The sequence below is a fragment of the Enterobacter sp. K510 genome (genome assembly GCF_055804875.1).
The window spans coordinates 25,955-52,460 of sequence record NZ_JBNRLQ010000012.1; the positions used below are offsets into that span (position 1 = coordinate 25,955).

Annotated in this window: 27 protein-coding genes; 16 read left to right on the plus strand and 11 right to left on the minus strand. The window is 56.4% G+C overall.

All coding sequences use genetic code 11. The features are described from left to right. Positions 1-77: 77 nt before the first annotated feature. Positions 78-293 (minus strand): 50S ribosomal protein L31, encoded by a 216-nt coding sequence (gene rpmE, locus ACQUTD_RS18770; protein ID WP_072571324.1) that lies wholly within the window; start codon positions 291-293, stop codon positions 78-80. Positions 294-504: 211 nt separating this feature from the next. Here rpmE and priA point away from each other — a divergent pair, with 211 nt between their 5' ends. The 7 genes from priA (at position 505) to rraA (ending at position 8,509) form a co-directional block, all read left to right on the plus strand. Further along, positions 505-2,700 carry a primosomal protein N' gene (priA, locus tag ACQUTD_RS18775; protein WP_318377457.1) on the plus strand — a complete coding sequence of 732 codons (2,196 nt, stop codon included), beginning with the start codon at positions 505-507 and terminating at the stop codon, positions 2,698-2,700. Positions 2,701-2,848: 148 nt separating this feature from the next. Beyond that, the gene (gene cytR / locus ACQUTD_RS18780) at positions 2,849-3,874 is read left to right on the plus strand and encodes a DNA-binding transcriptional regulator CytR (RefSeq protein WP_072571326.1); all 1,026 of its coding nucleotides are present in this window, start codon (positions 2,849-2,851) and stop codon (positions 3,872-3,874) included. 93 nt (positions 3,875-3,967) lie between these two features. After that, positions 3,968-4,972, plus strand: coding sequence for a cell division protein FtsN (gene ftsN, locus ACQUTD_RS18785; RefSeq protein ID WP_473277173.1), 1,005 nt, complete (start codon positions 3,968-3,970; stop codon positions 4,970-4,972). Between the two features lie 90 nt (positions 4,973-5,062). Further along, positions 5,063-5,593 (plus strand): ATP-dependent protease subunit HslV, encoded by a 531-nt coding sequence (gene hslV, locus ACQUTD_RS18790; RefSeq protein ID WP_072571328.1) that lies wholly within the window; start codon positions 5,063-5,065, stop codon positions 5,591-5,593. 9 nt (positions 5,594-5,602) lie between these two features. Beyond that, entirely contained in the window at positions 5,603-6,934 is a 1,332-nt protein-coding gene (gene hslU, locus ACQUTD_RS18795; RefSeq protein WP_072571329.1) for an HslU--HslV peptidase ATPase subunit, read from the plus strand. A gap of 67 nt (positions 6,935-7,001) precedes the next feature. Beyond that, on the plus strand, positions 7,002-7,931 hold the full coding sequence (gene menA, locus ACQUTD_RS18800) for a 1,4-dihydroxy-2-naphthoate polyprenyltransferase (protein WP_473277176.1): 930 nt from the start codon (positions 7,002-7,004) through the stop codon (positions 7,929-7,931). A 92-nt stretch (positions 7,932-8,023) separates the two neighbouring features. Then, the gene (gene rraA / locus ACQUTD_RS18805) at positions 8,024-8,509 is read left to right on the plus strand and encodes a ribonuclease E activity regulator RraA (RefSeq protein ID WP_072571331.1); all 486 of its coding nucleotides are present in this window, start codon (positions 8,024-8,026) and stop codon (positions 8,507-8,509) included. A gap of 113 nt (positions 8,510-8,622) precedes the next feature. On the opposite strand, the gene zapB is transcribed toward rraA, so the two are convergent. Next, positions 8,623-8,868, minus strand: a complete 246-nt coding sequence (gene zapB, locus ACQUTD_RS18810; protein WP_088222135.1) for a septal ring assembly protein ZapB — start codon at positions 8,866-8,868, stop codon at positions 8,623-8,625. A 392-nt stretch (positions 8,869-9,260) separates the two neighbouring features. On the opposite strand from zapB, the gene ACQUTD_RS18815 reads away from it, so the two are divergent. The 4 genes from ACQUTD_RS18815 to fpr all read left to right on the plus strand — a co-directional run bounded on the left by ACQUTD_RS18815 (position 9,261) and on the right by fpr (position 13,596). Then, positions 9,261-10,112 (plus strand): MIP/aquaporin family protein, encoded by an 852-nt coding sequence (locus ACQUTD_RS18815; protein WP_072571335.1) that lies wholly within the window; start codon positions 9,261-9,263, stop codon positions 10,110-10,112. 20 nt (positions 10,113-10,132) lie between these two features. After that, positions 10,133-11,641 carry a glycerol kinase GlpK gene (glpK, locus tag ACQUTD_RS18820; protein ID WP_072571336.1) on the plus strand — a complete coding sequence of 503 codons (1,509 nt, stop codon included), beginning with the start codon at positions 10,133-10,135 and terminating at the stop codon, positions 11,639-11,641. 101 nt (positions 11,642-11,742) lie between these two features. Continuing rightward, positions 11,743-12,753: a class II fructose-bisphosphatase gene (glpX, locus tag ACQUTD_RS18825; protein WP_473277181.1), complete on the plus strand. Its 1,011-nt coding sequence runs from the start codon at positions 11,743-11,745 to the stop codon at positions 12,751-12,753. Between the two features lie 96 nt (positions 12,754-12,849). Beyond that, positions 12,850-13,596, plus strand: a complete 747-nt coding sequence (gene fpr, locus ACQUTD_RS18830; protein ID WP_473277183.1) for a ferredoxin--NADP(+) reductase — start codon at positions 12,850-12,852, stop codon at positions 13,594-13,596. Here the strand turns inward: fpr and ACQUTD_RS18835 are convergent, their stop codons facing one another. Then, positions 13,597-14,016: a DUF805 domain-containing protein gene (locus tag ACQUTD_RS18835; protein WP_318364377.1), complete on the minus strand. Its 420-nt coding sequence runs from the start codon at positions 14,014-14,016 to the stop codon at positions 13,597-13,599. It abuts the gene before it with no gap. Between the two features lie 113 nt (positions 14,017-14,129). Here ACQUTD_RS18835 and ACQUTD_RS18840 point away from each other — a divergent pair, with 113 nt between their 5' ends. Then, positions 14,130-14,729 (plus strand): DUF1454 family protein, encoded by a 600-nt coding sequence (locus ACQUTD_RS18840; protein ID WP_072571340.1) that lies wholly within the window; start codon positions 14,130-14,132, stop codon positions 14,727-14,729. Between the two features lie 106 nt (positions 14,730-14,835). Next, positions 14,836-15,603, plus strand: a complete 768-nt coding sequence (gene tpiA, locus ACQUTD_RS18845; protein WP_072571341.1) for a triose-phosphate isomerase — start codon at positions 14,836-14,838, stop codon at positions 15,601-15,603. Positions 15,604-15,685: 82 nt separating this feature from the next. Here tpiA and ACQUTD_RS18850 read toward each other — a convergent pair whose 3' ends face one another. The 6 genes from ACQUTD_RS18850 to cpxP all read right to left on the minus strand — a co-directional run bounded on the left by ACQUTD_RS18850 (position 15,686) and on the right by cpxP (position 21,775). Then, the gene (locus ACQUTD_RS18850; RefSeq protein ID WP_318364375.1) at positions 15,686-16,990 is read right to left on the minus strand and encodes an SLC13 family permease; all 1,305 of its coding nucleotides are present in this window, start codon (positions 16,988-16,990) and stop codon (positions 15,686-15,688) included. A gap of 73 nt (positions 16,991-17,063) precedes the next feature. Then, complete coding sequence (locus tag ACQUTD_RS18855) at positions 17,064-17,801, minus strand: CDP-diacylglycerol diphosphatase (RefSeq protein ID WP_473277186.1); 738 nt, start codon at positions 17,799-17,801, stop codon at positions 17,064-17,066. A 101-nt stretch (positions 17,802-17,902) separates the two neighbouring features. Further along, positions 17,903-18,892 carry a sulfate/thiosulfate ABC transporter substrate-binding protein Sbp gene (sbp, locus tag ACQUTD_RS18860; protein ID WP_072571344.1) on the minus strand — a complete coding sequence of 330 codons (990 nt, stop codon included), beginning with the start codon at positions 18,890-18,892 and terminating at the stop codon, positions 17,903-17,905. A gap of 143 nt (positions 18,893-19,035) precedes the next feature. After that, positions 19,036-19,998 (minus strand): 6-phosphofructokinase, encoded by a 963-nt coding sequence (gene pfkA / locus ACQUTD_RS18865; RefSeq protein ID WP_072571345.1) that lies wholly within the window; start codon positions 19,996-19,998, stop codon positions 19,036-19,038. Between the two features lie 181 nt (positions 19,999-20,179). Next, the gene (gene fieF, locus ACQUTD_RS18870) at positions 20,180-21,085 is read right to left on the minus strand and encodes a CDF family cation-efflux transporter FieF (protein ID WP_473277189.1); all 906 of its coding nucleotides are present in this window, start codon (positions 21,083-21,085) and stop codon (positions 20,180-20,182) included. A gap of 186 nt (positions 21,086-21,271) precedes the next feature. Then, positions 21,272-21,775 (minus strand): cell-envelope stress modulator CpxP, encoded by a 504-nt coding sequence (gene cpxP, locus ACQUTD_RS18875; RefSeq protein ID WP_473277190.1) that lies wholly within the window; start codon positions 21,773-21,775, stop codon positions 21,272-21,274. 150 nt (positions 21,776-21,925) lie between these two features. On the opposite strand from cpxP, the gene cpxR reads away from it, so the two are divergent. Next, the gene (gene cpxR, locus ACQUTD_RS18880; protein WP_072571348.1) at positions 21,926-22,624 is read left to right on the plus strand and encodes an envelope stress response regulator transcription factor CpxR; all 699 of its coding nucleotides are present in this window, start codon (positions 21,926-21,928) and stop codon (positions 22,622-22,624) included. Next, complete coding sequence (cpxA, locus tag ACQUTD_RS18885) at positions 22,621-23,997, plus strand: envelope stress sensor histidine kinase CpxA (protein ID WP_072571349.1); 1,377 nt, start codon at positions 22,621-22,623, stop codon at positions 23,995-23,997. The genes cpxR and cpxA overlap by 4 nt, the downstream gene beginning before the upstream one ends. A gap of 39 nt (positions 23,998-24,036) precedes the next feature. On the opposite strand, the gene yiiM is transcribed toward cpxA, so the two are convergent. Beyond that, on the minus strand, positions 24,037-24,708 hold the full coding sequence (yiiM, locus tag ACQUTD_RS18890) for a 6-hydroxyaminopurine reductase (protein WP_072571350.1): 672 nt from the start codon (positions 24,706-24,708) through the stop codon (positions 24,037-24,039). Between the two features lie 178 nt (positions 24,709-24,886). Here yiiM and ACQUTD_RS18895 point away from each other — a divergent pair, with 178 nt between their 5' ends. Then, positions 24,887-25,777 (plus strand): dihydrodipicolinate synthase family protein, encoded by an 891-nt coding sequence (locus ACQUTD_RS18895; protein ID WP_473277191.1) that lies wholly within the window; start codon positions 24,887-24,889, stop codon positions 25,775-25,777. A 69-nt stretch (positions 25,778-25,846) separates the two neighbouring features. On the opposite strand, the gene sodA is transcribed toward ACQUTD_RS18895, so the two are convergent. Beyond that, complete coding sequence (gene sodA / locus ACQUTD_RS18900; RefSeq protein WP_072571352.1) at positions 25,847-26,467, minus strand: superoxide dismutase [Mn]; 621 nt, start codon at positions 26,465-26,467, stop codon at positions 25,847-25,849. Between the last annotated feature and the right edge of the window lie 39 nt (positions 26,468-26,506).

Here is a 26,506-nt window from a genome sequence, read left to right on the forward strand (position 1 = left end):
ATTCTGCCCTTTTGTTTTGGCCCGAATTTCAGGCATAAAAAAACCGCCCGCAGGCGGTTCTTTCTGGCAGCCAATACTTATTTGCTGCTGCCTGGCAGGCTGAAGCGCTTGTTGAAGCGGTCAACACGGCCACCGGTAGCAACGTCACGCTGCTTGCCAGTATAGAACGGGTGGCATTTGCTGCACACGTCCAGGTTCAGATCGTGACCCACGGTAGAACGGGTTTTGATCACATTACCGCAAGAACAGTTTGCAGTAATTTCAACATAATTCGGGTGAATACCTTTTTTCATGGGAGAAACCTCAGTTTAAGGCCGCGTCGCTCTTCCAGCCCTAACGCCAGACACCACGCGATGTTTAAAGTAGTTACGTTCTCTTTGACGTGATCAAAACACATCAAAGGCGGCGAATCATACAGAAAATAACCAGCGCATGCAAACTGATCCGCGCCTTCTCTTTCTAATGTGTATACTAACCCGCCAGTTTTCAAGCCAGGATGATTCGATGCCCGTCGCTCACGTAGCCCTGCCCGTCCCGCTGCCCCGTACGTTTGACTACCGCCTGCCGGAAGGCGTTGCCGTCAACGCGGGCTGTCGCGTGCGCGTGCCCTTTGGTAAACAGGAGCGGGTCGGCATTGTGGTGTCCGTCAGCGAGACAAGCGAACTGCCGCTGGATGAATTGAAAAGCGTCGTCGAGGTGCTGGATAACGATCCGGTATTTTCACCCTCCGTATGGCGATTACTGCTGTGGGCCGCTGATTATTACCATCATCCGCTTGGTGATGTGCTGTTTCACGCTTTGCCGGTTTTGCTGCGGCAGGGCAAACCCGCCAGCGTTGCGCCTCTGTGGTTCTGGTTCGCCACCGAACAGGGCCAGGCGGTGGACATCAACAGCCTGAAACGCTCGCCAAAACAGCAGCAGGCGCTGGCGGCGCTGCGCCAGGGGAAAATCTGGCGGCATCAGGTTCAGGATCTGGAATTTAACGATGCGGCCCTGCAGGCATTGCGCGCCAAAGGCCTGTGCGATCTCAACAGCGAAGCTCCGGCCCTGACCGACTGGCGGGAAAAGTACGCCGTACCCGGCGAGCGGCTGCGTCTGAATACCGAGCAGGCTACCGCCGTGGGCGCCATCCACAGCGAATCTGACACCTTTTCCACCTGGCTGCTGGCGGGCGTCACCGGCTCCGGTAAAACCGAAGTCTATTTAAGCGTGCTGGAAAATGTTCTCGCTAAGGGAAAACAAGCGCTGGTGATGGTGCCGGAAATCGGCCTGACGCCGCAGACCATTGCCCGCTTTCGCGAACGTTTTAACGCGCCGGTGGAAGTGCTGCACTCCGGCCTTAACGACAGCGAACGCCTGAGCGCCTGGCTGAAAGCGAAAAACGGCGAAGCGGCGATTGTTATCGGCACGCGTTCGTCGCTGTTCACTCCGTTCAAAAATCTCGGCGTGATTGTTATCGACGAGGAGCACGACAGCTCCTATAAACAGCAGGAAGGCTGGCGTTATCATGCCCGCGACCTGGCGGTCTACCGCGCCCACAGCGAGCAAATCCCGATTATTTTAGGCTCGGCCACGCCGGCGCTGGAAACATTACATAATGTACGACAGCGCAAATACCGTATGCTGCGCCTGACGCGCCGGGCCGGTAATGCGCGCCCGGCCACGCAGCATGTGCTGGATTTAAAAGGCCAGCCGCTTCAGGCGGGACTGGCTCCGGCGCTGATCGCCCGTATCCGCCAGCACGTACAGGCGGATAATCAAGTGATCCTGTTCCTGAACCGCCGTGGCTTTGCGCCTGCGCTGCTGTGCCATGATTGCGGCTGGACGGCGGAGTGCCCGCGCTGCGATCACTACTACACGCTGCACCAGGCGCAGCGCCATTTGCGCTGCCACCACTGCGACAGTCAGCGCCCGGTGCCGCGCCAGTGTCCGTCATGCGGCTCCACACATATGGTGCCGGTGGGTCTGGGCACCGAGCAGTTAGAGCAGGCTCTAGCCCCCTTCTTTCCCGGCGTGCCCCTGTCGCGTATCGACCGCGATACCACCAGCCGAAAAGGCGCGCTGGAGCAGCAGCTGGCGGAAGTGCATCGCGGCGGCGCGCGGATTTTAATCGGCACGCAGATGCTGGCGAAAGGCCACCATTTCCCGGACGTGACGCTGGTGGCCTTGCTGGACGTTGACGGCGCACTGTTTTCCGCCGATTTTCGCGCCGCCGAGCGCTTCGCCCAGCTCTATACCCAGGTTTCAGGCCGTGCCGGTCGCGCCGGCAAGCAGGGCGAAGTGGTGCTGCAAACGCACCATCCGGAACATCCTTTATTACAGACGCTGCTGCATAAAGGCTACGACGCCTTTGCGGATCAGGCGCTGGCCGAGCGGCATACGCTGCAACTGCCGCCGTGGACCAGCCATGTGATTATTCGCGCCGAAGATCATAACAACGAGCAGGCACCGGTTTTCCTGCAACAGCTGCGCAATCTGTTGCACGCCAGCCCGCTGCTGGACAACAACACCTGGATTTTAGGGCCGGTGCCCGCCCTTGCGCCAAAGCGCGGCGGTCGCTACCGCTGGCAACTGCTGTTGCAGCATCCGTCACGCGTTCGCCTGCAACATCTTATCAGCGGCGCGCTGGTGCTCATCAATACCCTTCCGGAAGCGCGCAAGGTGAAGTGGGTGCTGGATGTCGATCCTATCGAAGGTTAAGGTTGCGAGGCGGATCGTATAATTCAACATCCGTCACACTTTTCATGAAAATACTGTAACCGGAACGGGTAACTATCTGATAAAAATGTGTCTGATGTCAGACACAGAGGATGTGGCTGCGCCTGCGTCTGGATGCGAGGAGAAAGAGGTGAAGGCTAAGAAAGAGGTTGCTGCCGCGACCATGAAAGACGTTGCCGAGAAAGCGAAGGTCTCTACGGCAACGGTGTCCCGCGCGTTAATGAACCCGGATAAAGTCTCGCAGTCGACCCGCAACCGGGTGGAACAGGCGGCCCTTGAAGTGGGCTATTATCCGCAGGCGATGGGGCGCAACGTGAAGCGCAATGAATCGCGCACTATCCTGGTGATCGTGCCGGACATCTGCGATCCATTTTTTAGCGAAATCATCCGCGGTATTGAAGTCACAGCGGCGGAACAAGGTTATCTGGTGCTGATCGGCGACTGCGCCCATCAGAATCAGCAGGAAAAGACCTTTATCGACCTGATCATTACCAAGCAGATCGACGGTATGCTGCTGCTCGGCTCGCGCCTGCCGTTTGACGCCAGCATCGAAGAACAGCGTAATTTACCGCCGATGGTGATGGCGAACGAATTCGCCCCTGAACTGGAACTGCCTACCGTGCACATCGATAACCTGACGGCCGCTTTTAATGCCGTTAATTATCTGCGCGAACAGGGCCATCAGTTGATCGGCTGTATCGCCGGGCCGGAGGAGATGCCACTGTGCCATTATCGGCTACAGGGCTATGTGCAGGCGCTGCGCCGCACCGGGATCACCGTTGATCCGCACTATATTGCCCGCGGCAATTTTACCTTTGACGCAGGCAGCGCGGCGATGGAGCAACTGCTGGCGCTACCGAAGCCGCCGACCGCCGTATTCTGTCACAGCGATGTGATGGCGCTGGGCGCGTTATCCTGTGCGAAACGTCATGGCCTGAAAATTCCTGACGATCTGTCTATTATTGGTTTCGACAATATCTCGCTCTCCCAGTTTTGCGATCCGCCGCTGACCACAGTGTCGCAACCGCGCTTCAAAATCGGACGTGAAGCGATGCTGCTTTTACTGGATCAGCTTCACGGGCAAAACGTCAGCAGCGGTTCGCGGCTGCTGGACTGCGAGTTAATCATCCGTGGGACGACACAAGCCGTTACCTGAAGTAATTGGCTTTAAGACTCCCGCTTCTGGTCAAAGCCCCGTCGCTTAAGTAACATGACGGGCTGACAAACGAATAAATACAGCGAAACGATAGTGGCACAACGAGATTATGTACGCCGCAGCCAGTCGGCTCCTTCGCGGCGAAAAAAGAGCACGTCAAAGAAAAAACAACGTAGCCCGTCTGTTGTATCGCCCGCCATGGTTGCCATTGCGGCCGCTGTGCTGGTGGCGTTTATCGGTGGTCTGTACTTTATTACGCACCATAAAAAAGAAGATGCAGAGACGCTGCAAAATCAGAAGGTGGCAGGGAACGGGCTGCCGCCGAAACCGGAAGAGCGCTGGCGCTATATTAAAGAGCTGGAAAGCCGTCAACCTGGCGTACGCGCGCCGACGGAACCGTCTGCCGGTGGCGAGGTGATGAACCCGAGCCAGCTGACGGACGAGCAGCGCCAGTTGCTGGAGCAGATGCAGGCGGATATGCGTCAGCAGCCGACTCAGCTTAATGAAGTGCCGTGGAACGAACAGACGGCGGAACAGCGTCAGCAAACCCTGCAACGCCAGCGTCAGGCGCAGCAGCAGGTTCAGCTACGCCAGCAGCAACAGCAACAGCAGACATACACGCAGCCGGTGCAGCAGCCGAGAACGCAGCCCCGGGCAACGGAGCAGCCGTATCAGCAACCGCGCACGGTGCAAACCGCGCCCGCGCAGACTAAGCCGGTACAGCAGCAGCCGAAACAGACCGCTTCCCAGCAGCCTTATCAGGATCTGTTGCAAACGCCTGCGCATACCGATGCCGCGCCGCCAAAACAGCAGGCCGCGCCGATCACGCGCGAGCCGGAAGCGCCGAAGAAAACGGCAGAGAAAAAAGATGAGCGTCGCTGGATGGTGCAGTGCGGTTCCTTTAAAGGCACAGAGCAGGCGGAAACCGTGCGCGCGCAGCTGGCGTTTGAAGGCTTCGACTCCCGCATCACCACCAATAACGGCTGGAATCGCGTGGTCATCGGGCCGATCAAAGGCAAAGATAATACCGACGGCACTCTTAACCGCCTGAAGATGGCGGGCCACTCAAACTGTATTCGTCTCGCCTCCGGGGGTTGAAACCCCCAAAATCCCCCCCATCTATAATTGCATTCAGCCCCGTACACTGTGCGGGGCTTCTAATCCGTTTATGCAACAAGGGGTCTGCTCGTGACAACAATCGTAAGTGTACGCCGTAACGGCCAGGTGGTAATTGCTGGCGACGGCCAGGCCACGCTGGGCAACACCGTAATGAAAGGCAACGTGAAAAAAGTGCGTCGTCTGTACAACGACAAAGTAATCGCCGGTTTTGCAGGCGGTACTGCCGATGCCTTCACGCTGTTTGAACTGTTTGAACGCAAGCTGGAAATGCACCAGGGTCATCTGGTGAAAGCCGCCGTTGAGCTGGCAAAAGACTGGCGCACCGACCGCATGCTGCGCAAGCTTGAGGCTTTGCTGGCCGTGGCGGATGAAAATGCGTCGCTGATCATCACCGGTAATGGCGATGTGGTGCAGCCGGAAAACGATCTGATCGCTATCGGATCCGGTGGGCCGTACGCCCAGGCCGCCGCCCGCGCACTGCTGGAAAATACCGACCTCAGCGCGCGCGACATTGCTGAGAAGGCGTTGGGCATTGCAGGCGATATCTGCATCTACACCAACCACTTCCATACCATCGAAGAATTGTCCTCTAAGGCGTAAGGATCTCTAATGTCTGAAATGACCCCACGCGAAATTGTCAGCGAACTGAATAAACACATCATTGGTCAGGATAACGCCAAGCGTTCCGTGGCCATTGCCCTGCGTAACCGCTGGCGTCGTATGCAGCTTGATGAAGAGCTGCGCCATGAAGTTACCCCGAAAAACATTCTGATGATTGGCCCGACCGGCGTCGGTAAAACCGAAATCGCCCGTCGTCTGGCGAAGCTGGCGAACGCGCCTTTCATCAAAGTGGAAGCGACCAAATTCACCGAAGTGGGCTATGTGGGTAAAGAAGTGGATTCTATCATCCGCGATCTGACCGATGCCGCTATCAAGATGGTGCGCAGCAACTCCATTGAAAAACACCGCTACCGCGCGGAAGAAATGGCGGAAGAGCGCATTCTGGACGTGCTGATCCCACCAGCAAAAAACAACTGGGGCCAGCCTGAACAGCAGCAGGAGCCGTCCGCCGCGCGCCAGTCCTTCCGCAAAAAGCTGCGTGAAGGCGAGCTGGACGACAAAGAGATCGAAATCAATCTCTCTGCCGCGCCGATGGGCGTTGAAATCATGGCCCCTCCGGGCATGGAAGAGATGACCAGCCAGCTGCAATCCATGTTCCAGAACCTGGGCGGGCAGAAGCAGAAACCGCGTAAGCTGAAAATCAAAGAAGCGATGAAGCTGCTGATTGAAGAAGAAGCGGCGAAGCTGGTGAACCCGGAAGAGCTGAAGCAGGACGCCATTGATGCTGTTGAGCAGCACGGCATCGTGTTTATCGATGAGATCGATAAAATCTGTAAACGTGGCGAATCCAACGGTCCGGACGTTTCCCGCGAAGGCGTGCAGCGCGATCTGCTGCCGTTGGTGGAAGGCTGTACCGTCTCCACGAAACACGGCATGGTGAAGACCGACCACATTCTGTTTATCGCCTCTGGCGCGTTCCAGGTGGCGAAGCCGTCGGATCTGATCCCGGAACTGCAGGGTCGTCTGCCGATCCGCGTGGAACTCCAGGCGCTGACCACGGAAGATTTCGAACGTATCCTGACTGAGCCAAACGCGTCCGTTACCGTGCAGTACAAAGCGCTGATGGCCACCGAAGGCGTGAACATCGACTTCACCGAAGATGGTATCAAGCGCATCGCGCAGGCCGCCTGGCAGGTGAACGAAACCACGGAAAACATCGGTGCCCGTCGCCTGCATACCGTGCTGGAGCGTCTGATGGAAGATATTTCCTACGACGCCAGCGATCGCAATGGTGAATCCATCACTATTGATGCGGCTTATGTGAGCAAACACCTGGATGAGCTGGTTGCAGATGAAGATTTGAGCCGTTTTATCTTATAATCGCGCGCACTGCACTTTCATCACTGTTGATGGGGCTGAATAGCCCCATTTTTATTGGCTAAAAACTATGACTGACTCGCGCCCTTTAAGCCGCACCCAGGCCTGGCTGGAAAGCCTGCGTCCGAAAACTCTCCCTCTGGCCTTCGCCGCGATTGTGGTCGGCACAACGCTGGCCTGGTGGCAGGGGCATTTCGATCCCCTTGTCGCCGTGCTGGCGCTGATCACCGCCGGTCTGCTGCAAATCCTCTCCAATCTGGCGAACGATTACGGCGATGCGGTAAAAGGCAGCGATAAGCCCGACCGCATCGGGCCGCTGCGCGGTATGCAAAAGGGCGCGATCACCCAGGCGCAGATGAAGCGGGCACTGATCGTAACGGTTATCCTGAGCGCGCTGTCCGGGCTGGCGCTGGTCACCGTGGCCTACCAGACGCTGGCGGATTTTGTCGGCTTCCTGGTGCTGGGCGGTCTGTCGATTATCGCCGCCATCACCTATACCGTCGGGCGTCGTCCCTATGGCTACATTGGGCTGGGCGATATTTCCGTGCTGCTGTTCTTTGGCTGGCTGAGCGTGATGGGAAGCTGGTATTTACAGGCGCACACGCTGATCCCGGCGCTGTTCCTGCCCGCCACGGCCTGCGGCCTGCTGTCCACCGCGGTGCTGAACATCAATAATCTACGCGATATCAACAGCGATCGTGCCAATGGTAAGGACACGCTGGTGGTGCGTCTGGGGCCGGTGAATGCCCGCCGTTATCACGCCTGCCTGCTGGCGGGCGCATGGCTGTGCTTCGCCCTGTTTAACCTGATTTCGCTGCAAAGCCCGTGGGGCTGGCTGTTTGTGCTCGCCACGCCTGTGCTGGTAAAACAGGCGCGCTATGTGCTGCGTGAAACCGAAGCGAGCGCCATGCCGCCGATGCTGGAACGCACCGTAAAAGCCGCGCTTTTAACTAACCTGTTGTTTGTAGTCGGTATAGTGCTGAGTCAGCTGGCGGTTTAACTGACAAATATCAATTAACATTTGATGATTTTGCCAACAACGCGTTATGCACGATATACTGACAACTCTCGCGGCAACTGAACGTAAATCCTATGAAATATGATACTTCTGAGCTTTGTGACATCTACCAGGAAGATGTCAACGTCGTGGAACCGCTGTTCTCCAACTTTGGTGGACGGTCGTCTTTTGGCGGACAAATCATCACGGTCAAATGTTTCGAGGACAACGGGTTGCTCTATGATCTGCTCGAACAGAATGGTCGTGGACGCGTTTTGCTGATCGATGGCGGCGGTTCGGTACGTCGTGCATTAATCGATGCAGAACTGGGACGCCTGGCCCTGCAGAACGAATGGGAAGGCATTGTGGTCTACGGCGCAGTACGCCAGGTGGACGATCTCGAAGAGCTGGACATCGGCATTCAGGCCATTGCCGCTATTCCGGTAGGTGCCACTGCGGAAGGGATTGGCGAAAGCGACATCCGCGTTAACTTTGGCGGCGTGACCTTCTTCTCCGGCGACCATCTCTATGCCGATAACACCGGCATTATCCTTTCCGAAGATCCCCTGGATATCGAGTAAATAAAAAAGGCACCCTGTGAGGTGCCTTTTTTAATACCGCGCTTTTGTGATGCCGGATGGCGCTACGCTTATCCGGCCTACAAAGCTACTACGGCACGAAAGATGAAGCGTAATCAGACTTCTTCCATGCGGCCTAATAAAGCCTGCAGACGATCCTGCCAGCCGGACTGCTGTTCTCTCAGTTCGTGGTTCTCACGCTCCAGCTGCTCGCGGGAATGCTGGGCGGACTGCATTTCCTGTGACAGCGAGTTGTTCTTTTCTTTCAGCTCTTCGATTTCCATCTGCAGCAGGGTGATAGTATCAATCGCCTGCTGAACTTTCGCTTCCAGCTTCTCAAACACTTCTAATGACATAGTCATACCTCTCCTGAATTCCGATTTGCAAGGCGACGCCCGTATCAACGCGCACTCTATCCCCCCGATTGTATGGAGCGACCCGGCGCGTGTCCAGCGACAACCCTTACAGATCGCGCTTTGCAACACTTTTAAGCATAGACCTGGTGCGTTTGCCGAAACTACCCCTAAATTGTTAACGCATTCGTTAATGAAATGATTCAGCTCACTTTTCGTACTGCTGGTAAAACGCGCTTTATAGCGCGAAAACGCTCATTTTATTGACGGAGTACACACATTTTGATTTCGATATTTCTCGTTTTTGCTCGTTAACGATAAATTAACACCGTGTCTACAGGGCATCGTGACTGTCATTGAGTCGCGCTAACAATAACCATTACACTCTTCAGGATCCGATTATGAGTCAAACATCAACCTTGAAAGGCCAGTGCATCGCCGAATTTCTCGGAACCGGGTTGTTGATTTTCTTCGGTGTCGGATGTGTCGCAGCGCTGAAAGTGGCAGGCGCCACTTTTGGACAATGGGAAATCAGTATTATCTGGGGTCTGGGCGTGGCGATGGCCATCTACCTGACCGCAGGGGTTTCCGGGGCACATCTTAATCCGGCGGTAACCATTGCGTTATGGCGATTTGCCTGTTTCGACGGGCGTAAAGTTGTACCATTTATCGTTTCTCAATTTGCCGGCGCGTTTTGCGCAGCGGCGATCGTTTACGGGCTTTATTACAATCTTTTCATCGACTTCGAGCAATCGCATCAGATGGTGCGCGGTAGTGTCGAAAGTCTGGATCTGGCAGGTATCTTCTCAACTTATCCGAATCCGCATATCAATTTTGTGCAGGCCTTCGCGGTTGAAATGGTGATTACCGCTATTCTGATGGGCGTGATTATGGCGCTGGGCGACGATGGCAACGGCATTCCGCGCGGCCCGCTGGCTCCGCTGTTAATCGGTCTGCTCATCGCGGTGATTGGGGCATCCATGGGGCCGCTGACCGGCTTTGCGATGAACCCGGCGCGTGATCTTGGTCCAAAAACCTTCGCCTGGCTTGCCGGCTGGGGTGACGTTGCCTTCACCGGCGGCAAAGATATTCCTTACTTCCTGGTGCCGCTGTTTGGGCCGATCGTGGGCGCGTCTCTGGGTGCGTTTGGCTATCGTAAGCTGATTGGCCGCCACCTGCCCTGCGATACCTGCGTAGTGGAAGATGAGAAGGCTCCGGCCAGCGCCACTGCACAACAAAAAGCTTCGCTGTAATGTGACTACGGGACAAAATTATGACTGACAAAAAATATATCGTTGCGGTTGACCAGGGAACCACCAGCTCCCGTGCCGTTGTAATGGATCACGACGCCAATATCATCAGTGTCGCGCAGCGCGAATTCGAACAAATTTACCCAAAGCCAGGCTGGGTTGAACATGACCCGATGGAAATCTGGGCGAGCCAGAGTTCAACGCTGGTGGAAGTGCTGGCGAAAGCCGACATCAACGCCGATCAGGTGGCTGCCATTGGTATCACCAACCAGCGCGAAACCGCTATCGTATGGGATAAAGAGACCGGCAAGCCGATTTACAACGCCATCGTCTGGCAGTGCCGTCGTACTTCCGACATCTGTGAGCATTTAAAACGTGATGGCCTGGAAGATTACGTGCGTAAAACCACCGGTCTGGTGATCGACCCGTACTTCTCCGGGACCAAAGTGAAGTGGATCCTTGACCACGTGGAAGGTTCCCGCGAGCGCGCTAAGCGCGGCGAACTGCTGTTCGGCACCGTCGATACCTGGCTTATCTGGAAAATGACCCAGGGGCGCGTACACGTTACGGATTACACCAACGCCTCCCGTACCATGCTGTTCAACATCCACACGCTGGAATGGGACGCCAAAATGCTGGAAGTGCTGGATATTCCGCGGGAAATGCTGCCGGAAGTCCGCAAATCTTCAGAAGTGTATGGCCAGACCAACGTCGGCGGTAAAGGCGGCACCCGTATTCCTATCGCCGGTATCGCCGGTGACCAGCAGGCGGCGCTGTTCGGCCAGCTGTGCGTTAAAGAAGGGATGGCGAAAAACACCTACGGCACCGGCTGCTTTATGCTGATGAACACCGGCGAAAAGGCGGTGGCGTCCGAGCACGGTCTGCTGACCACCATCGCCTGCGGTCCGCACGGCGAAGTGAACTATGCGCTGGAAGGCGCAGTGTTTATGGCGGGCGCATCCATCCAGTGGCTGCGTGATGAAGTGAAGCTGATCAGCGATGCGTTCGACTCCGAATACTTCGCCACCAAAGTGAAGGACACCAACGGCGTGTACGTCGTGCCGGCCTTTACCGGTCTGGGCGCGCCTTACTGGGACCCCTATGCCCGCGGCGCGATCTTCGGCCTGACCCGTGGCGTGAACTCTAACCACATCATCCGTGCGACGCTGGAATCCATCGCCTATCAGACCCGCGATGTGCTGGAAGCGATGCAGGCCGACTCCGGTATTCGTCTGCACGCCCTGCGCGTGGACGGCGGCGCGGTGGCTAACAACTTCCTGATGCAGTTCCAGTCCGATATTCTCGGCACCCGCGTGGAACGTCCTGAAGTGCGTGAAGTGACGGCGCTGGGCGCAGCTTATCTGGCGGGCCTGGCAGTGGGCTTCTGGCAGAATCTGGATGAGCTACAGGAAAAAGCGGTCATTGAGCGTGAATTCCGTCCGGGCATCGAAACCACCGAACGTAACTATCGCTACAGCGGCTGGAAGAAAGCGGTGAAACGCGCCATGGCGTGGGAAGAGCGCGACGAGTAATTCCCTCACCCGGCCCTCTCCTGCCTGGAGGGGGCCAGTTTGCCGCCGTCATTCCTCTCTGTGTTAAACTTCAGGCAATTTCTTTCTTAAACGAGTCTGTAATGAAACGAGAACTTGCCATCGAATTTTCCCGCGTAACGGAAGCTGCCGCGCTGGCGGGCTATAAGTGGCTGGGCCGCGGCGACAAAAACGTTGCCGATGGCGCAGCGGTACACGCCATGCGCATCATGCTGAATCAGGTCAATATCGACGGCACCATCGTGATTGGCGAAGGTGAAATTGATGAAGCGCCGATGCTCTACATCGGTGAAAAAGTCGGTACCGGCAACGGCGATGCGGTGGATATCGCCGTGGATCCTATCGAAGGTACCCGCATGACGGCGATGGGCCAGGCCAATGCGCTGGCAGTGCTGGCAGTGGGCGATAAAGGCACCTTCCTGAACGCGCCTGACATGTATATGGAAAAACTGATTGTCGGGCCTGGCGCGAAAGGCGCCATCGATCTCAACCTGCCGCTGGAACAAAACCTGCGTAACGTCGCTGCTGCGCTGCAAAAACCGCTTTCTGAACTGACGGTCACAATTCTGGCGAAACCGCGCCACGACGGCGTGATCGCGGAAATGCAAAAGCTCGGCGTGCGCGTGTTCGCCATTCCGGATGGCGATGTCGCCGCGTCCATTCTCACCTGTATGCCTGACAGCGAAGTGGACGTGCTGTACGGCATCGGCGGCGCGCCGGAGGGCGTGGTGTCAGCCGCGGTGATCCGTGCGCTGGATGGCGATATGCAGGGCCGTCTGCTGGCCCGTCATAGCGTCAAAGGCGACAGCGAGGAAAATCGTCGTATCGGCGAGCAGGAGCTGGCGCGCTGCAAAGCGATGGGCATTCAGGCGGACACCGTGCTTAAGCTGGATGATATGGCGCGTAACGACAACGTGATTTTCTCGGCCACCGGCATCACCAAAGGCGATCTGCTGGACGGCATCACCCGCAAAGGCAACATGGCGACCACCGAAACGCTGCTGATCCGCGGCAAATCGCGCACCATTCGTCGCATCAAATCCATTCATTATCTGGATCGTAAAGACGTGGACGTACAGCGACATATTCTCTGAAATCATTTGATCAAATGAGCTTTCCGGCCCCTGCGGGCTGGAAATGTCAGGGTTGAGAAACGAAGATAAGGCATCGCATCAGAACAGGAGATAATCATGGCGGATTGGGTAACAGGAAAAGTCGTAAAGGTTGAATTCTGGACCGATGCGCTGTTTAGTCTCACCCTTCATGCCCCCGTTAATCCCTTCACTGCCGGTCAGTTTGCCAAGCTGGGGCTGGAGATTGACGGCGAGCGCGTTCAGCGCGCCTACTCTTATGTCAATGCCCCTTCCGATCCCGATCTGGAATTCTATCTGGTCACAGTGCCGGACGGTAAGCTCAGCCCACGGCTGGCGGCGCTGAAACCCGGTGATGAAGTGCTCATCGTGGCCGAAGCCGCCGGTTTCTTTGTGCTTGATGAAGTGCCGGACTGCGACACCCTGTGGATGCTGGCGACGGGTACGGCGATTGGGCCTTATCTGTCGATGTTGCAGGAAGGCAAAGGGCTGGAGCGCTTTAAAAACCTGGTGCTGGTGCACGCCGCGCGTTACGCCGCGGATCTCAGCTATCTGCCGCTAATGCTGGAGCTGCAAAAGCGCTACGAAGGAAAACTGCATATTCAGACGGTAGTCAGCCGTGAAACGGTTTCCGGCTCGCTGCATGGGCGCGTACCGGCGCTGATCGAAAGCGGAGAACTGGAAAAAGCCGTGGGACTGCCGATGGATACCGCGACCAGCCACGTGATGCTGTGCGGTAATCCGCAGATGGTGCGTGATACCCAGCAGTTACTGAAAGATACCCGGCAGATGACCAAACATTTGCGTCGCCGTCCGGGTCATATGACCGCTGAGCATTACTGGTAATTAACGGAACTTCACGTCCAGCGTGTCTTTGCCGAACTTATTTTCGCCCTGGGTGCCCACAAACGCGCCCAGGTCGATCAAGAGCATTACCATGATCAGCGTCGGAATGAAGCGTCCGACCGCCCAGACCCAGACGCCGCCCAGCACCGCCCAGTTCCCGGCCAGTAAGATCCACGCTACCACCATCAGTAACGCCCACAGGCCGGATTTATTGCGATCGTGCAGCCGCTTGACGGTTACGCATGCCGTCGGCCATATCAGGCACACCAGCGCAAACGCGGCCATTTGCAGATCCAGCCACCCATTACCCGCGAGGCTGAACAGTAATACCATGGAGAGCGCCCAGAGCGCGATCCAGATCCAGAAGTCACGACGCCCAATACGTCCTTTAAATGAGAATAACCACTGCTGTATGGTCATGTAAGGTTCCTTATAATCGTAATGCCGCGTAGTTTACCCTGATCAGCGCCGTTTTTGACAAGCGGGACGGTTATCGTTTTAATCGGCAACACATTGCACAGAGGACGATGTTGATGAAGATACGGGATTTACGGGTTTGCCTGTTGCTTTCCCTGCTGCTTACCAGCCTGGCAGGCCGCGCCGTGGACGCGCCGCTGGCGGCAACGGCCCCTTACCTGGTGACGGGCGCGCCCACCTTTGATCTCTCTATCAGCGCGTTCCGGGAAAAATTTAATACCGCCAACCCAGGGCTTACGCTGAACGAGTTTCGCGCTATAGATTCGCGTACCGATCGCGCCAGCCTGACGCGGGCCGCCAGCAAGATTAACGATAATCTCTATGCCTCGACCGCGCTGGAGCGGGGCACGCTGAAGATTAAATCGATGCAGATCACCTGGCTGCCGATCCGCGGGCCGGATCAGAAAGCCTCGAAGGCGAAAGCGCAGGAATATATGGCCGCCGTCCTGCGCGTTTTCACTCCCACGTTGACCAGCGCGCAAAGCCTGCAAAAGCTGCAAAAAATTCTCGCTGGCGGTAAAGGCAAAGTTTATTTCGCTGAAACCGAGGGCGCATTGCGTTATGTAGTGGCAGATAACGGCGAAAAGGGGCTGACCTTCGCTGTTGAACCGATTAAGCTGACGCTATCTGAGACACCTGAAGGCAACAATAAATGACAAAAAGCAAAGCCTTTGAGGGGATGAATCTCTATACTGTTCACAGACCATGCTGTCCTGAACGGCAGCCATATTCCTTGATTCGCTTAACGCGTGGAGAATGAAAATGCGACATCCTTTAGTGATGGGTAACTGGAAACTGAACGGCAACCGCCACATGGTAAATGAGCTGATTGCTAACCTGCGTACCGAGCTGGCTGGCGTATCTGGCTGTGGCGTTGCTATCGCGCCGCCGGACCTGTACCTGGATCTGGCGAAACGTGCCGCAGACGGTAGCCACATCATCCTCGGCGCGCAGAACGTCGACGTTAACCTGTCTGGCGCATTCACCGGTGAAACCTCCGCAGAAATGCTGAAAGACATCGGCGCAAAATACATCATCATCGGTCACTCTGAGCGTCGTACCTACCACGCGGAATCCGATGAGTTCATCGCTAAAAAATTCGCTGTGCTGAAAGAACAGGGTCTGATCCCGGTGCTGTGCATCGGTGAAACCGAAGCGGAAAACGAAGCGGGTAAAACCGAAGAAGTGTGCGCACGTCAGATCGACGCGGTGCTGAAAACCCAGGGCGCGGCCGCCTTTGAAGGCGCAGTGATTGCCTACGAACCGGTCTGGGCTATCGGTACCGGCAAATCCGCTACCCCTGCGCAGGCGCAGGCAGTACACAAATTCATCCGCGACCACATCGCTAAAGTTGACGCGAACGTGGCTGAGCAGGTCATCATCCAGTACGGCGGTTCTGTAAACGCCGGTAACGCAGCTGAACTGTTCGCCCAGCCGGACATCGACGGCGCGCTGGTTGGCGGCGCTTCCCTGAAAGCTGACGCCTTCGCGGTGATCGTGAAAGCGGCAGAAGCGGCTAAACAAGCGTAAAAAACCTTTGCGGCGGGTGGCGCTTCGCTAACCCGCCCTGCGGTTCTCCAGGCCCGGTAAGCGCCAGCGCCACCGGGCTTTTTTACAGCCGTCCCAGAATACTGAACCACAGATAATCCAGCGGCAGCAGCACCAGATAGGTTGCCACCGCCAGCGCCAGACACAACAGCATTCCCGCCCGCGCCGGCACTTTGCCCAGCGCCATCGCCACCACGATAGGCGATGCCTGATACGGCAGCAGCGGCGTCGAATACCCCAGCACCTGGATCATGATCACCGACAGCAGCGGAAAGCCCGTCGCATCGGCGAAACTCTGCGCCAGCGTGGTGTACAACGCCGGTACGCCGTTGGCGGTCATAATAAAGTTTAACGCCGTGGTGATGCCGGTCAGGGCAAGAAAACTGGTGAAGGGATTATCGGGATCGAGCGGCATCACGTGCAGCAGCGCGCCGCCTACGGCGCTGCCAATGCCGGTCTGAGTCACGGTGATCGCAAGCCCTAAAATGCCCGCCACATAAATACAAGTGCGCATATTCACGCCGCTGGCAAACTCGTCGCCGGTGATGAAACCCACGCGCGGCAACAGGGTGACGCATGCCGCCGCCAGCCCGGTCCACGCCGGACCGATACCGTGCCAGCTCTCGCTCACCCACATGATCAGCACCACCGCCAGCAGCCAGGCGAGTCGTTTTTCCTCCCGGCTCATCGGCCCGGCGGAAGCCAGCTCGCGCGGCGCATGTGGTTTACCGGGAAACAGCCAGCATATCAGTCCGATCAGCACCAGGCCTTTCAGAATGCCGAGCACCGGCGTGTGCAGCAGCAGATAGGGCAGATAGTTAAGATGAATGCCGTAAGAGCCTTCCGCCGCCCCGCTCATTACCAGATTCGGCACGTTAGCAGGCAGAATGGTCGCCGACAGCTGAAAAGTGCCGAAGCCCACCGCCAGCGCCAGCCCGTACCAGGCGCGCGTGCCGTCGTTGATCCCGGCCCGTGCCGCCATCGCCGCGACAATCGGCATCAGCAGCGCTATACGTCCCATGTTCGACGGCATGACAAATGCCAGCGCATAGCTCAGCAGTACCACGCTGCCGACCATCAGCGGCCAGGAGTCGGTGAGCCTCGCCGACAGCGCCCTCGCCGCCCGGTCTGCCAGCCCGGTTTTGCGGATCGCCACGCCGAGCACAAATCCGCTGAACACCAGCCAGAAGGCTGAAGAAGCGAAGCCGCCGAAAATGACGTCCGGCGGGGCGATTTTTGCCACCATCGCCGCCGCGAAAAACAGCAGCGCGGTAATAAACTCCGGCAGCAGTGACGTTGCCCAGAGCACAATGGTGACGCCAACAATCAGCGACGGAAGGAACAGCGGGTGTGAAAACCAGAGCGACATACCTGTCTCCTGACGATATTTTCAGCAAGTCTACGGCGACAACTCCGCCCCGTAAACGCTAATTATTCGCAGGTTATTTGAGGATCGCACACTCATGATCCTGGATTTCCTCGGCGGAGGCGCGGTTAAGCATCAGCAGATTGCGGCTGGTCGCCAGCAGAACAAAGGCGCCATCCGCCTGTTTCACCATTGCCAGCGCATAGCGGCCCATATGCTCGCGCGCGTCCGGCACTTCTTCGGCCAGCATTAAAAACGGGCTGCGCTTCACCAGTTCGTTTTCAGTGACGCGACGGGCCAGATAATCATGCCCGCGCAGCCCCCCGGGGAACGGCAGCCAGCGGCTGCTGATCGCGGCGCTGTGTTCATCAAGCGCGGCGCGGACATCGGGCCGCAGGCAGGAGATATGAATATGGAAATGATTTTGCGTGCGTCCGCTGCGGGAATTAATGGTCAGCGATACCGCCTCATCAGGCACAGGCGCGCCCCGGCGTTCGCTCATAAAACGTCGCGCGCTCCACGCCTGCCAGAAAAAGTTCGGCGTTTGCGGCTCCAGCAGCAGCGGGCTTTCCGTGCCGTTGATTTTATAGGTTGGCATCAACAGGTACTGCAACGGGCCATTACGATCTTTGAACACCACATAGCCGCTGTTGAGGTTAACCTCGGCGCAGGGTTGCTGATGGGGAAGACACTGTTCGAAAACAATCTGCCGCAGCGCATTCGGATTACCGGACTGAAGCCACAGCCAGACGCCCGCAACGGCGGCGAGGAGAAGAATAATCAGCAGGATGAAGATAGAGAGAAGTCGTTTCATTTTACGTTCCGGAAAAAACTTTTACCGGAAGGGTAACGCAAAATAATGACCAAATAAAAACGCTGCCCGACTCACTCGTGTCGCCGGGCAGCAGAGGATAATTAACGCTTACTGATCTGGTCGAAAGTACCGCCGTTAGAGAAGTGCTCTTTCTGGGCTTTCGTCCAGCCGCCGAACTCTTCATCAATGGTGAACAGTTTCAGTTTCGGGAAGGCGCCTTCGTATTTTTTCGCCACTTCCGCGTTACGCGGGCGGTAGAAGTTTTTCGCCGCGATCTCCTGACCTTCCGGTGAGTAGAGATACTTCAGATAGGCTTCGGCCACGGTTTTGGTGTCTTTCTTCTCGACCACTTTGTCGACCACGGAAACGGTCGGCTCGGCCAGAATGGATTCGCTCGGCGTGACGATCTCAAACTTGTCTTTGCCCAGCTCGTTGGTCGCCAGCAGCGCTTCGTTTTCCCAGGCGATCAGCACGTCGCCGATACCGCGTTCCACGAAGGTATTGGTCGCGCCGCGTGCGCCGGAATCCAGCACTTCAACGTTTTTAAACAGCGACTTCACGAAGTCCTGCGCTTTAGCCTGATCGTTGTTGTTGTGATGGAGGGCGTAGCCCCATGCCGCCAGATAGTTCCAGCGCGCGCCGCCGGAGCTTTTCGGGTTCGGCGTGATCACAGAGACGCCCGGTTTGATCAGATCATTCCAGTCGTGGATTTGTTTCGGGTTGCCTTTACGCACCAGGAAGACGATGGTGGAAGTGTACGGCGCGGAGTTATCCGGCAGGCGTTTGATCCAGTTTTTGTCGATACGGCCACGCTCAGCAATCGCATCCACATCATAGGCCAGCGCCAGCGTCACCACATCGGCTTCAATACCGTTGATAACAGACGTTGCCTGTTTGCCCGAGCCGCCGTGTGACTGGCGGATCACGACGTTATCGCCGGTTTCCTGTTTCCAGTGAGCACTGAACGCTTTGTTGTACTGATCGTACAGCTCACGCGTTGGATCGTAAGACACGTTTAATAACTGAATATCCTTCGCCAGAACACTGCCGGATGCCAGCAGTAAAGTTAACCCCACGCCCCATTTGTTCATTGCTCGCTCTCATATGCTGTTGTGTTGTGATGAAAGCAGCGTGCCAGAAAGCGAACCAATGATTAAAGAATAAAAAAAGATTGGCTATAACAGCGGGGAATAAGAAAAGCATCCCTCTCCGGGCGGAGAGGGATGATAAGGCATTAATAGAGTTTTTTGGCGCAGTCCAGCCAGTCGCCTTTGAACGGACGCTTCATGTTCTCGATAGCGTCGATGATGTCGTGGTGCACCATTTTTTCGTTCTGAATACCGACGCAACGACCGCCGTGGCCCTGCAACAGCAATTCAATGGCGTAAGCGCCCATGCGGGAAGCGAGAATACGGTCGTAAGGCACCGGCGAACCGCCACGCTGGATGTGACCCAGCACGGTGGCGCGGGTTTCACGCTGCGTTTCTTCTTCGATGTATTTCGCCAGCTCGTCGATGTCGCAGATGTGCTCGGTGATGGCAACGATGGCGTGTTTTTTACCTTTCGCGATACCGGCTTTGATTTCGTTAACCAGGTCTTCGCGGCTGAATTCCACTTCCGGCAGTACGATAAACTCACAGCCGCCCGCGATAGCCGCAGCCAGCGTCAGGTCGCCGCAGTAACGGCCCATCACTTCAACAATGGAGATACGCTGGTGAGAGGAAGAGGTGTCGCGCAGACGGTCAATGGCTTCAACAACCGTGTGCAGCGCGGTGAAGTAACCGATGGTGTAGTCAGTACCTGCCACGTCGTTATCGATGGTGCCTGGAAGACCGATGCACGGGAAGCCCATTTCAGTCAGACGCTTCGCACCCATGTAAGAGCCGTCGCCGCCGATAACCACCAGCGCGTCGATACCGCGTTTTTTCATGTTTTCGATAGCCACAGCGCGGATATGCTCTTCGCGGAATTCCGGGAAGCGTGCGGAGCCAAGGAAAGTACCGCCACGGTTGATCATGTCGGACACGCTGTAACGGTCGAGCTGCACCATACGGTCTTCGTAAAGACCTAAGTAACCGTCATAAATACCACAAACTTCCAGGCCTTCCGTTAATGCCGCGCGCACCACGCCGCGAATTGCAGCGTTCATGCCCGGCGCATCACCGCCACTTGTCAACACACCGATTTTCTTAATCATGACTACCTCTGAACTTTGGAATGCAAAATGAATTCTGTTGCCCGAAGCGACTCCCCCGAAGGAGTGAACAACGATGTTGCGAATAGTATATCAATATCTCTGTGCTGAATTGATTCAGGTCAGGCGAAATGGCGCTAATTTCTGTACAAAAAAGTGGCCTGACTCACTCTTTTACAACCGATCACAAAGCATTGATTGGCGTACCCTTTTCCTGAGGTACTACCGAACAAGGATCCTGATGGATGATGACGTCCGACCCCGGAAAGCGTTGCAGGATCGCCTGCTCAACCTGTTCAGCCACCAGATGCGCCTGAACAAGGGGAAGATTGTCATCCATTTCCAAATGAATCTGTATAAAGCGGGTCGGCCCTGACTGCCGCGTGCGAAGGTCGTGCGCGCCGCTGACCCCAGGCCAGCGAGTGACGATTTCGAATATTTCCTGACGTTCGATATCAGGTAACGCCCGATCCAGCAATGACTGAACCGCCTCATAACCCATGCGTAGCGCGCTGTACAATATATAAACACCGATACCTAATGCAAATAACGCATCAGCGCGGTGCCAGCCATACCAGGACAGGCCAAGGGCGATGAGAATAGCGCCATTCATCATAACATCAGACTGATAATGAAGCATATCCGCCCTTACCGCCTGGCTTTGGGTTTTTCTTACTACCCAGCGCTGGAAGGTTACGAGGATCACTGTGCTTATCAGGGCAATCACAGTGACAATCACCCCGATCCCCGGCGCATTCAGCGGTTCCGGGCGCGCCAGATGTTGTATCCCGGTCAAAAACAGGAACAGCGCCGAGCCGGAAATAAACATACTTTGCGCCAGCGCCGCCAGCGATTCCGCCTTGCCGTGACCAAATGTGTGCTCGTCATCCGCAGGCTGTAAAGAGTAACGCACCACCAGCAGGTTGGTGAGCGAGGCGGCAATATCCACCAGAGAATCCACCAGCGCCGCCAGAATGCTGACTGACCCGGTGTACCACCATGCGACGATTTTGATCAGCAGTAATACGCTTGCGAGGATTGTCGCCGCAACCGCCGCCCGGCTGACCAGCCGTCCATAAGATTGATTCATAGAGACTCCTGCCAGAACACAGGAACCAGTATAACGGATGAAAAAAGCCTCATTGTGATGAAAAGACACATCGAAGGGTGTGAAATTGCGGATTTAAGGGATCCCGGGGCGAATTTCGGGCAAAAAAAACCCCCACATCATGTGGGGGAAGACAGGGATGGTGTCTATGGCAAGGAAAACAGGGTGTTACTGGTTACTACCGGTACTGCTGCTACTCGATAACTTCAACGATGAACTTTGCTGCATTTGCGCGACGTCGCGCAGTTGTTTCATTCGCTGATCGTGTTTCTTATGTAAAACCGCTTGCTGCTCCGGCGTTAGCAGGTGGTACATCTGGTTGCGAACCCTGGCCATTTCGACCTGGCGAACAACCTGTTCTTGTGACATTTTTTCTGCCTGAGCGCGCACAGCGCTTTCATCAAATTTTTGTGCGGTGACAAGGTTGTGCATTGTCTCCACGTCGCTCACGTTGACAGGGGGTTGGTCGTGCCGTGCCCGCTGCATGAGATCGCGTAACTGCTGTCGCTGATGTTCGGTTAAACTAATACCGTCAAACATGTGGCTCTGGCTGCTACGCTGAGTAAGTCCATCTGCTGGATGCCAGTTATCGCCTGTTACGTCTCCAGTTGCCTGGCTGACTGCACTGAATGCCAGGCTTGAGGCCATGACGGCAGCGGTAACATTGCGCATCACTTACTCCCAAAATCTTTTGTTTCGCGATTCAACGAGAGCCAGTGTACGGTTCAGGCTGAAAACTAGCGTCAGGGGGTGTAAAACAACGTAAAGTCATGGATTAGCGCGCCTTGATGACGTAATTTCTGCCTCGGAGGTATTTAAACAATGAATAAAATCCTGTTAGTTGATGATGACCGAGAGCTTACATCCCTGTTAAAGGAACTGCTCGACATGGAAGGCTTTGACGTGTTGGTTGCCCATGATGGGGAACAAGCGCTCGACCTCCTTGACGACAGTATCGATTTACTTTTGCTCGACGTGATGATGCCGAAGAAAAACGGTATTGATACACTTAAAGAGCTTCGCCAGACACACCAGACGCCCGTTATTATGTTGACTGCACGCGGCAGCGAACTGGATCGCGTACTCGGCCTTGAGCTGGGCGCGGACGATTATCTGCCTAAACCCTTCAACGACCGTGAGCTGGTTGCGCGCATCCGCGCCATCCTGCGCCGTTCACACTGGAGCGAGCAGCAGCAAAACAGCGATAACGGTTCCCCTACTTTAGAAGTCGACGCCTTAAGCCTCAATCCAGGCCGTCAGGAAGCCAGCTTTGATGGACAGTCGCTGGAACTTACCGGCACCGAATTCACGCTGCTTTATCTGCTGGCGCAGCATCTGGGCCAGGTCGTTTCCCGTGAACATCTGAGCCAGGAAGTGCTGGGTAAGCGCTTAACGCCGTTTGATCGCGCCATCGATATGCACATTTCCAACCTGCGCCGTAAATTGCCGGAACGCAAAGACGGACATCCGTGGTTTAAAACCCTGCGTGGTCGCGGCTATCTGATGGTTTCTGCTTCATGATTGGAAGTTTGACTGCGCGCATCTTTGCCATTTTCTGGTTAACGCTGGCACTGGTGCTGATGCTGGTACTGATGGTGCCGAAGCTGGACTCCCGTCAGATGACGGAGTTGCTCGACAGCGAACAGCGCCAGGGCGTGATGATCGAACAGCATGTCGAAGCGGAACTGGCCAATGATCCGCCGAACGACCTGATGTGGTGGCGCAGATTATTCCGCGCGATCGACAAATGGGCGCCGCCGGGTCAACGCCTGCTGCTGGTGACCAGCGAAGGGCGCGTGATTGGCGCAGAACGCAGCGAAATGCAGATCATTCGTAACTTCATCGGGCAGGCGGATAACTCCGACCATCCGCAGAAGAAAAAGTACGGTCGGGTAGAGCTGGTAGGGCCATTTTCCATCAGGGATGGGGAAGATAATTACCAGCTCTATCTCATTCGTCCGGCCAGCAGCTCGCAGTCAGACTTTATCAACCTGCTTTTTGACCGCCCGTTATTACTGCTGATTGTCACCATGCTGGTCAGTTCGCCATTGCTGTTATGGCTGGCGTGGAGTCTCGCCAAACCGGCGCGTAAGCTGAAAAATGCTGCCGATGAAGTGGCGCAGGGTAACCTGCGTCAGCATCCGGAACTGGAAGCGGGGCCGCAGGAATTCCTCGCCGCCGGGGCCAGCTTTAACCAGATGGTGACGGCCCTAGAACGCATGATGACCTCGCAGCAACGCCTGCTTTCTGATATTTCGCATGAACTGCGCACCCCGCTGACGCGTCTGCAACTGGGCACCGCCCTGCTGCGCCGTCGCAGTGGTGAAAGCAAAGAGCTGGAGCGCATCGAAACCGAAGCGCAGCGGCTCGACAGCATGATCAACGACCTGCTGGTAATGTCGCGTAATCAGCAGAAAAACGCGCTGGTCAGCGAAACCATGAAAGCGAATCAGCTGTGGAGCGAGGTACTGGACAACGCCGCCTTTGAAGCCGAACAAATGGGCAAGACGTTGACGGTGACCTTCCCGCCAGGGCCATGGCCGTTGTACGGCAACCCGAACGCGCTGGAAAGCGCGCTGGAAAACATCGTGCGTAATGCGCTGCGTTATTCACACACGCAGATTGAAGTGGGATTTGCGGTGGATAAAGACGGCATCACCATTCACGTGGATGATGACGGTCCGGGCGTCAGCCCGGCAGATCGCGAGCAGATTTTCCGGCCGTTCTACCGTACCGACGAGGCCCGCGATCGCGAGTCCGGCGGCACAGGGCTGGGGCTGGCGATTGTCGAAACCGCCATCCAGCAGCACCGCGGCTGGGTGAAAGCCGACGACAGCCCGTTAGGCGGCCTGCGCCTGACCCTCTGGCTGCCGTTGTATAGCAAGCGCGCCTGATGTAGCGCCCTCTCCTTCACCGGGAGAGGGCAACGCCGGTTACCCGCGCAACCGCCGCGAACTGTCTTCGATTTTGCCGCTAATCCGCCGTTTCTGCATGGTTCTTGCCCAGCTCACCGACAGCCCTGCCGCTGATAGCAGGCGATGATACTGCTCATCGTCGAACGGCGTATGCCAGGCAATGACACCCGCCTCATGGACGCTGATCTCGCTGCAACGGGATACCAGCTCCAGCGGCGCATCGCTGAACACCTTCCCGCCCGCCACGATGCGGTACAGCCAGCCGGTGTGACCGCGATCCTGCATCAGCGTCGCCATATTGGGAATGCCGAAGTGGAAATTGAGCTTAAAGCACGGCGAGCGCGGCTGCGTCACCTGGATCAGCGCCTCGCCCCAGCGGAAAATATCGCCGATATACACGTTCTTCTCCGTCAGCCCGACGGTCGACAGATTCTCGCCAAAGGCCGGGGCGACAAAGAGCGCCGCCTGGTCCGGGAAATCCCGCGCCCATTGGGCGTAATGTTCCCGCGGATAGTGGCATAACGCACGGTCGGGTCCGCCGTGGATCTTTTTCTCCGCCTGCTGGTCATCTTTCAGGCCGCGTTCCGTAAGCGTCAGTTCGCCATCCACCTGCACTTTCGCAATGGCGCTCGGGCGGCTGCCCGGATAATCGCGCACCTTGCCGGAAAATACCTCCATCGGATATTGCATATCGTCTCCCTTTGTCATAATTCCACTGCGCTTCAGGCTGGCCGGAAACGCCGCCAAATACAATATTTTTGCGGCGTCAGCGCGCAAAAAAAGTACACCACTGGCGTGAAATGCCGCAAGCCGTGCTATCACTTAGCTAACTTCTGAAACGCCATTTCACATTCAAGGAGTCAACGACATGTCCAGTGATGCACGCTTTACGGGCGTCTGGTGCCCGTCCATTACGCCAATGGAAACCGACGGCAAGATAGATTTTAACGGCCTGCGCCAGCATCTCGCCCGCCTGACCGACGCCAGAATCGACGTCATTCTGCTGATGGGCAGCATCGGCGAATTCGCTTCCTTTACGCTGGAAGAGCGGCTGTCGCTGATCCGCGAAGCGCGGGCCATGTCGTCGCTGCCGATGGTGGCGAACGTCTCCTCCACCTGCGTGAGCGATATACTGCGTATGGCGCAGGCATCCTTTGACGCGGGCTACGACGCGGTGATGATCCTGCCGCCCTACTACTACGGACAGACATCTGCGCAGCTGCTCAGCTACTACCGCGCCCTCGGTCAACAGCTGACCGGCAAATGGTTCGCCTATAATTTTCCGGCGCGTACCGGCTGTGATCTGACGCCGGAGCTTATCGCCACGCTGGCGGCTGAATTCCCCCACTTTGCCGGGATTAAAGACACCGTGGATTGCCAGTCGCACACCCGCAATATGATCCTCGCCACTCAGGCGGTACGGGATGATTTCACCGTACTCTCCGGCTACGACGAGTATTTTATTCCCAATAAGCTGGCGGGCGGCGCCGGGGTGATTTCCGGGCTGAATAACATTGTGCCGGAGCTGTTCGTCCGTGCGCGTGAGGCCTTCGCCCGGGGCGATCTGCAAACTTTACAGCAGGTTCAGCAGGAGATTGGCAAACTGTCGGCGATTTACGCCATCGGCGATGATTTTGTCATCACCATTAAAACCGTGGTGGCGCGCAAATTTGGTTATTGCGGCACGACATCACGTAACGCGGGCGGCACGCTGAACGACGCGCAGACGCGTGCCATCGACGAGGTTTTCGGGCTGTAACGGGTAAAAAAAAGCCCCTGTCGGCTTACCGACAGGGGCTGGACAGATTCACCAGAAGGTGATCAGGACTTATTTTTTAGCCGCGAAACGTGCCGCTGCTTCGTCCCAGTTAACCACTTCCCAGAACGCCTTGATGTAATCCGGGCGTTTGTTCTGATATTTCAGGTAGTAAGCGTGTTCCCACACGTCCAGACCCAGGATCGGGAAGCCGGATGCGCCAGAAATTGCTTCACCCATCAGCGGGCTGTCCTGGTTTGCAGTAGAGACTACAGCCAGTTTGTCGCCTTTCAGTACCAGCCACGCCCAGCCGGAGCCGAAACGGGTGGCAGCCGCTTTCTCGAACTCTTCTTTGAATTTCTCAACAGAGCCGAAATCACGTTCGATAGCCGCTTTCAGATCGCCCTGCAGGGTGGTACCGGTTTTCAGGCCTTTCCAGAACAGGCTGTGGTTAGCGTGACCGCCCGCGTTGTTACGCAGTACGGTTTTTTTGTCTGCCGGCAACTGATCCAGTTTGGTGATCAGCTCTTCAACCGGCAGGTTAGCGAATTCAGGCAGACTTTCCAGCGCTGCGTTAGCGTTGTTTACGTAGGTCTGGTGGTGTTTGGTGTGATGGATTTCCATCGTCTGCTTATCGAAATGCGGTTCTAAAGCGTCGTATGCGTATGGCAGGGATGGCAGTGTATAACTCATATTCATCTCCATTATTGTCGGGCGGCTGAAGTGTTAACG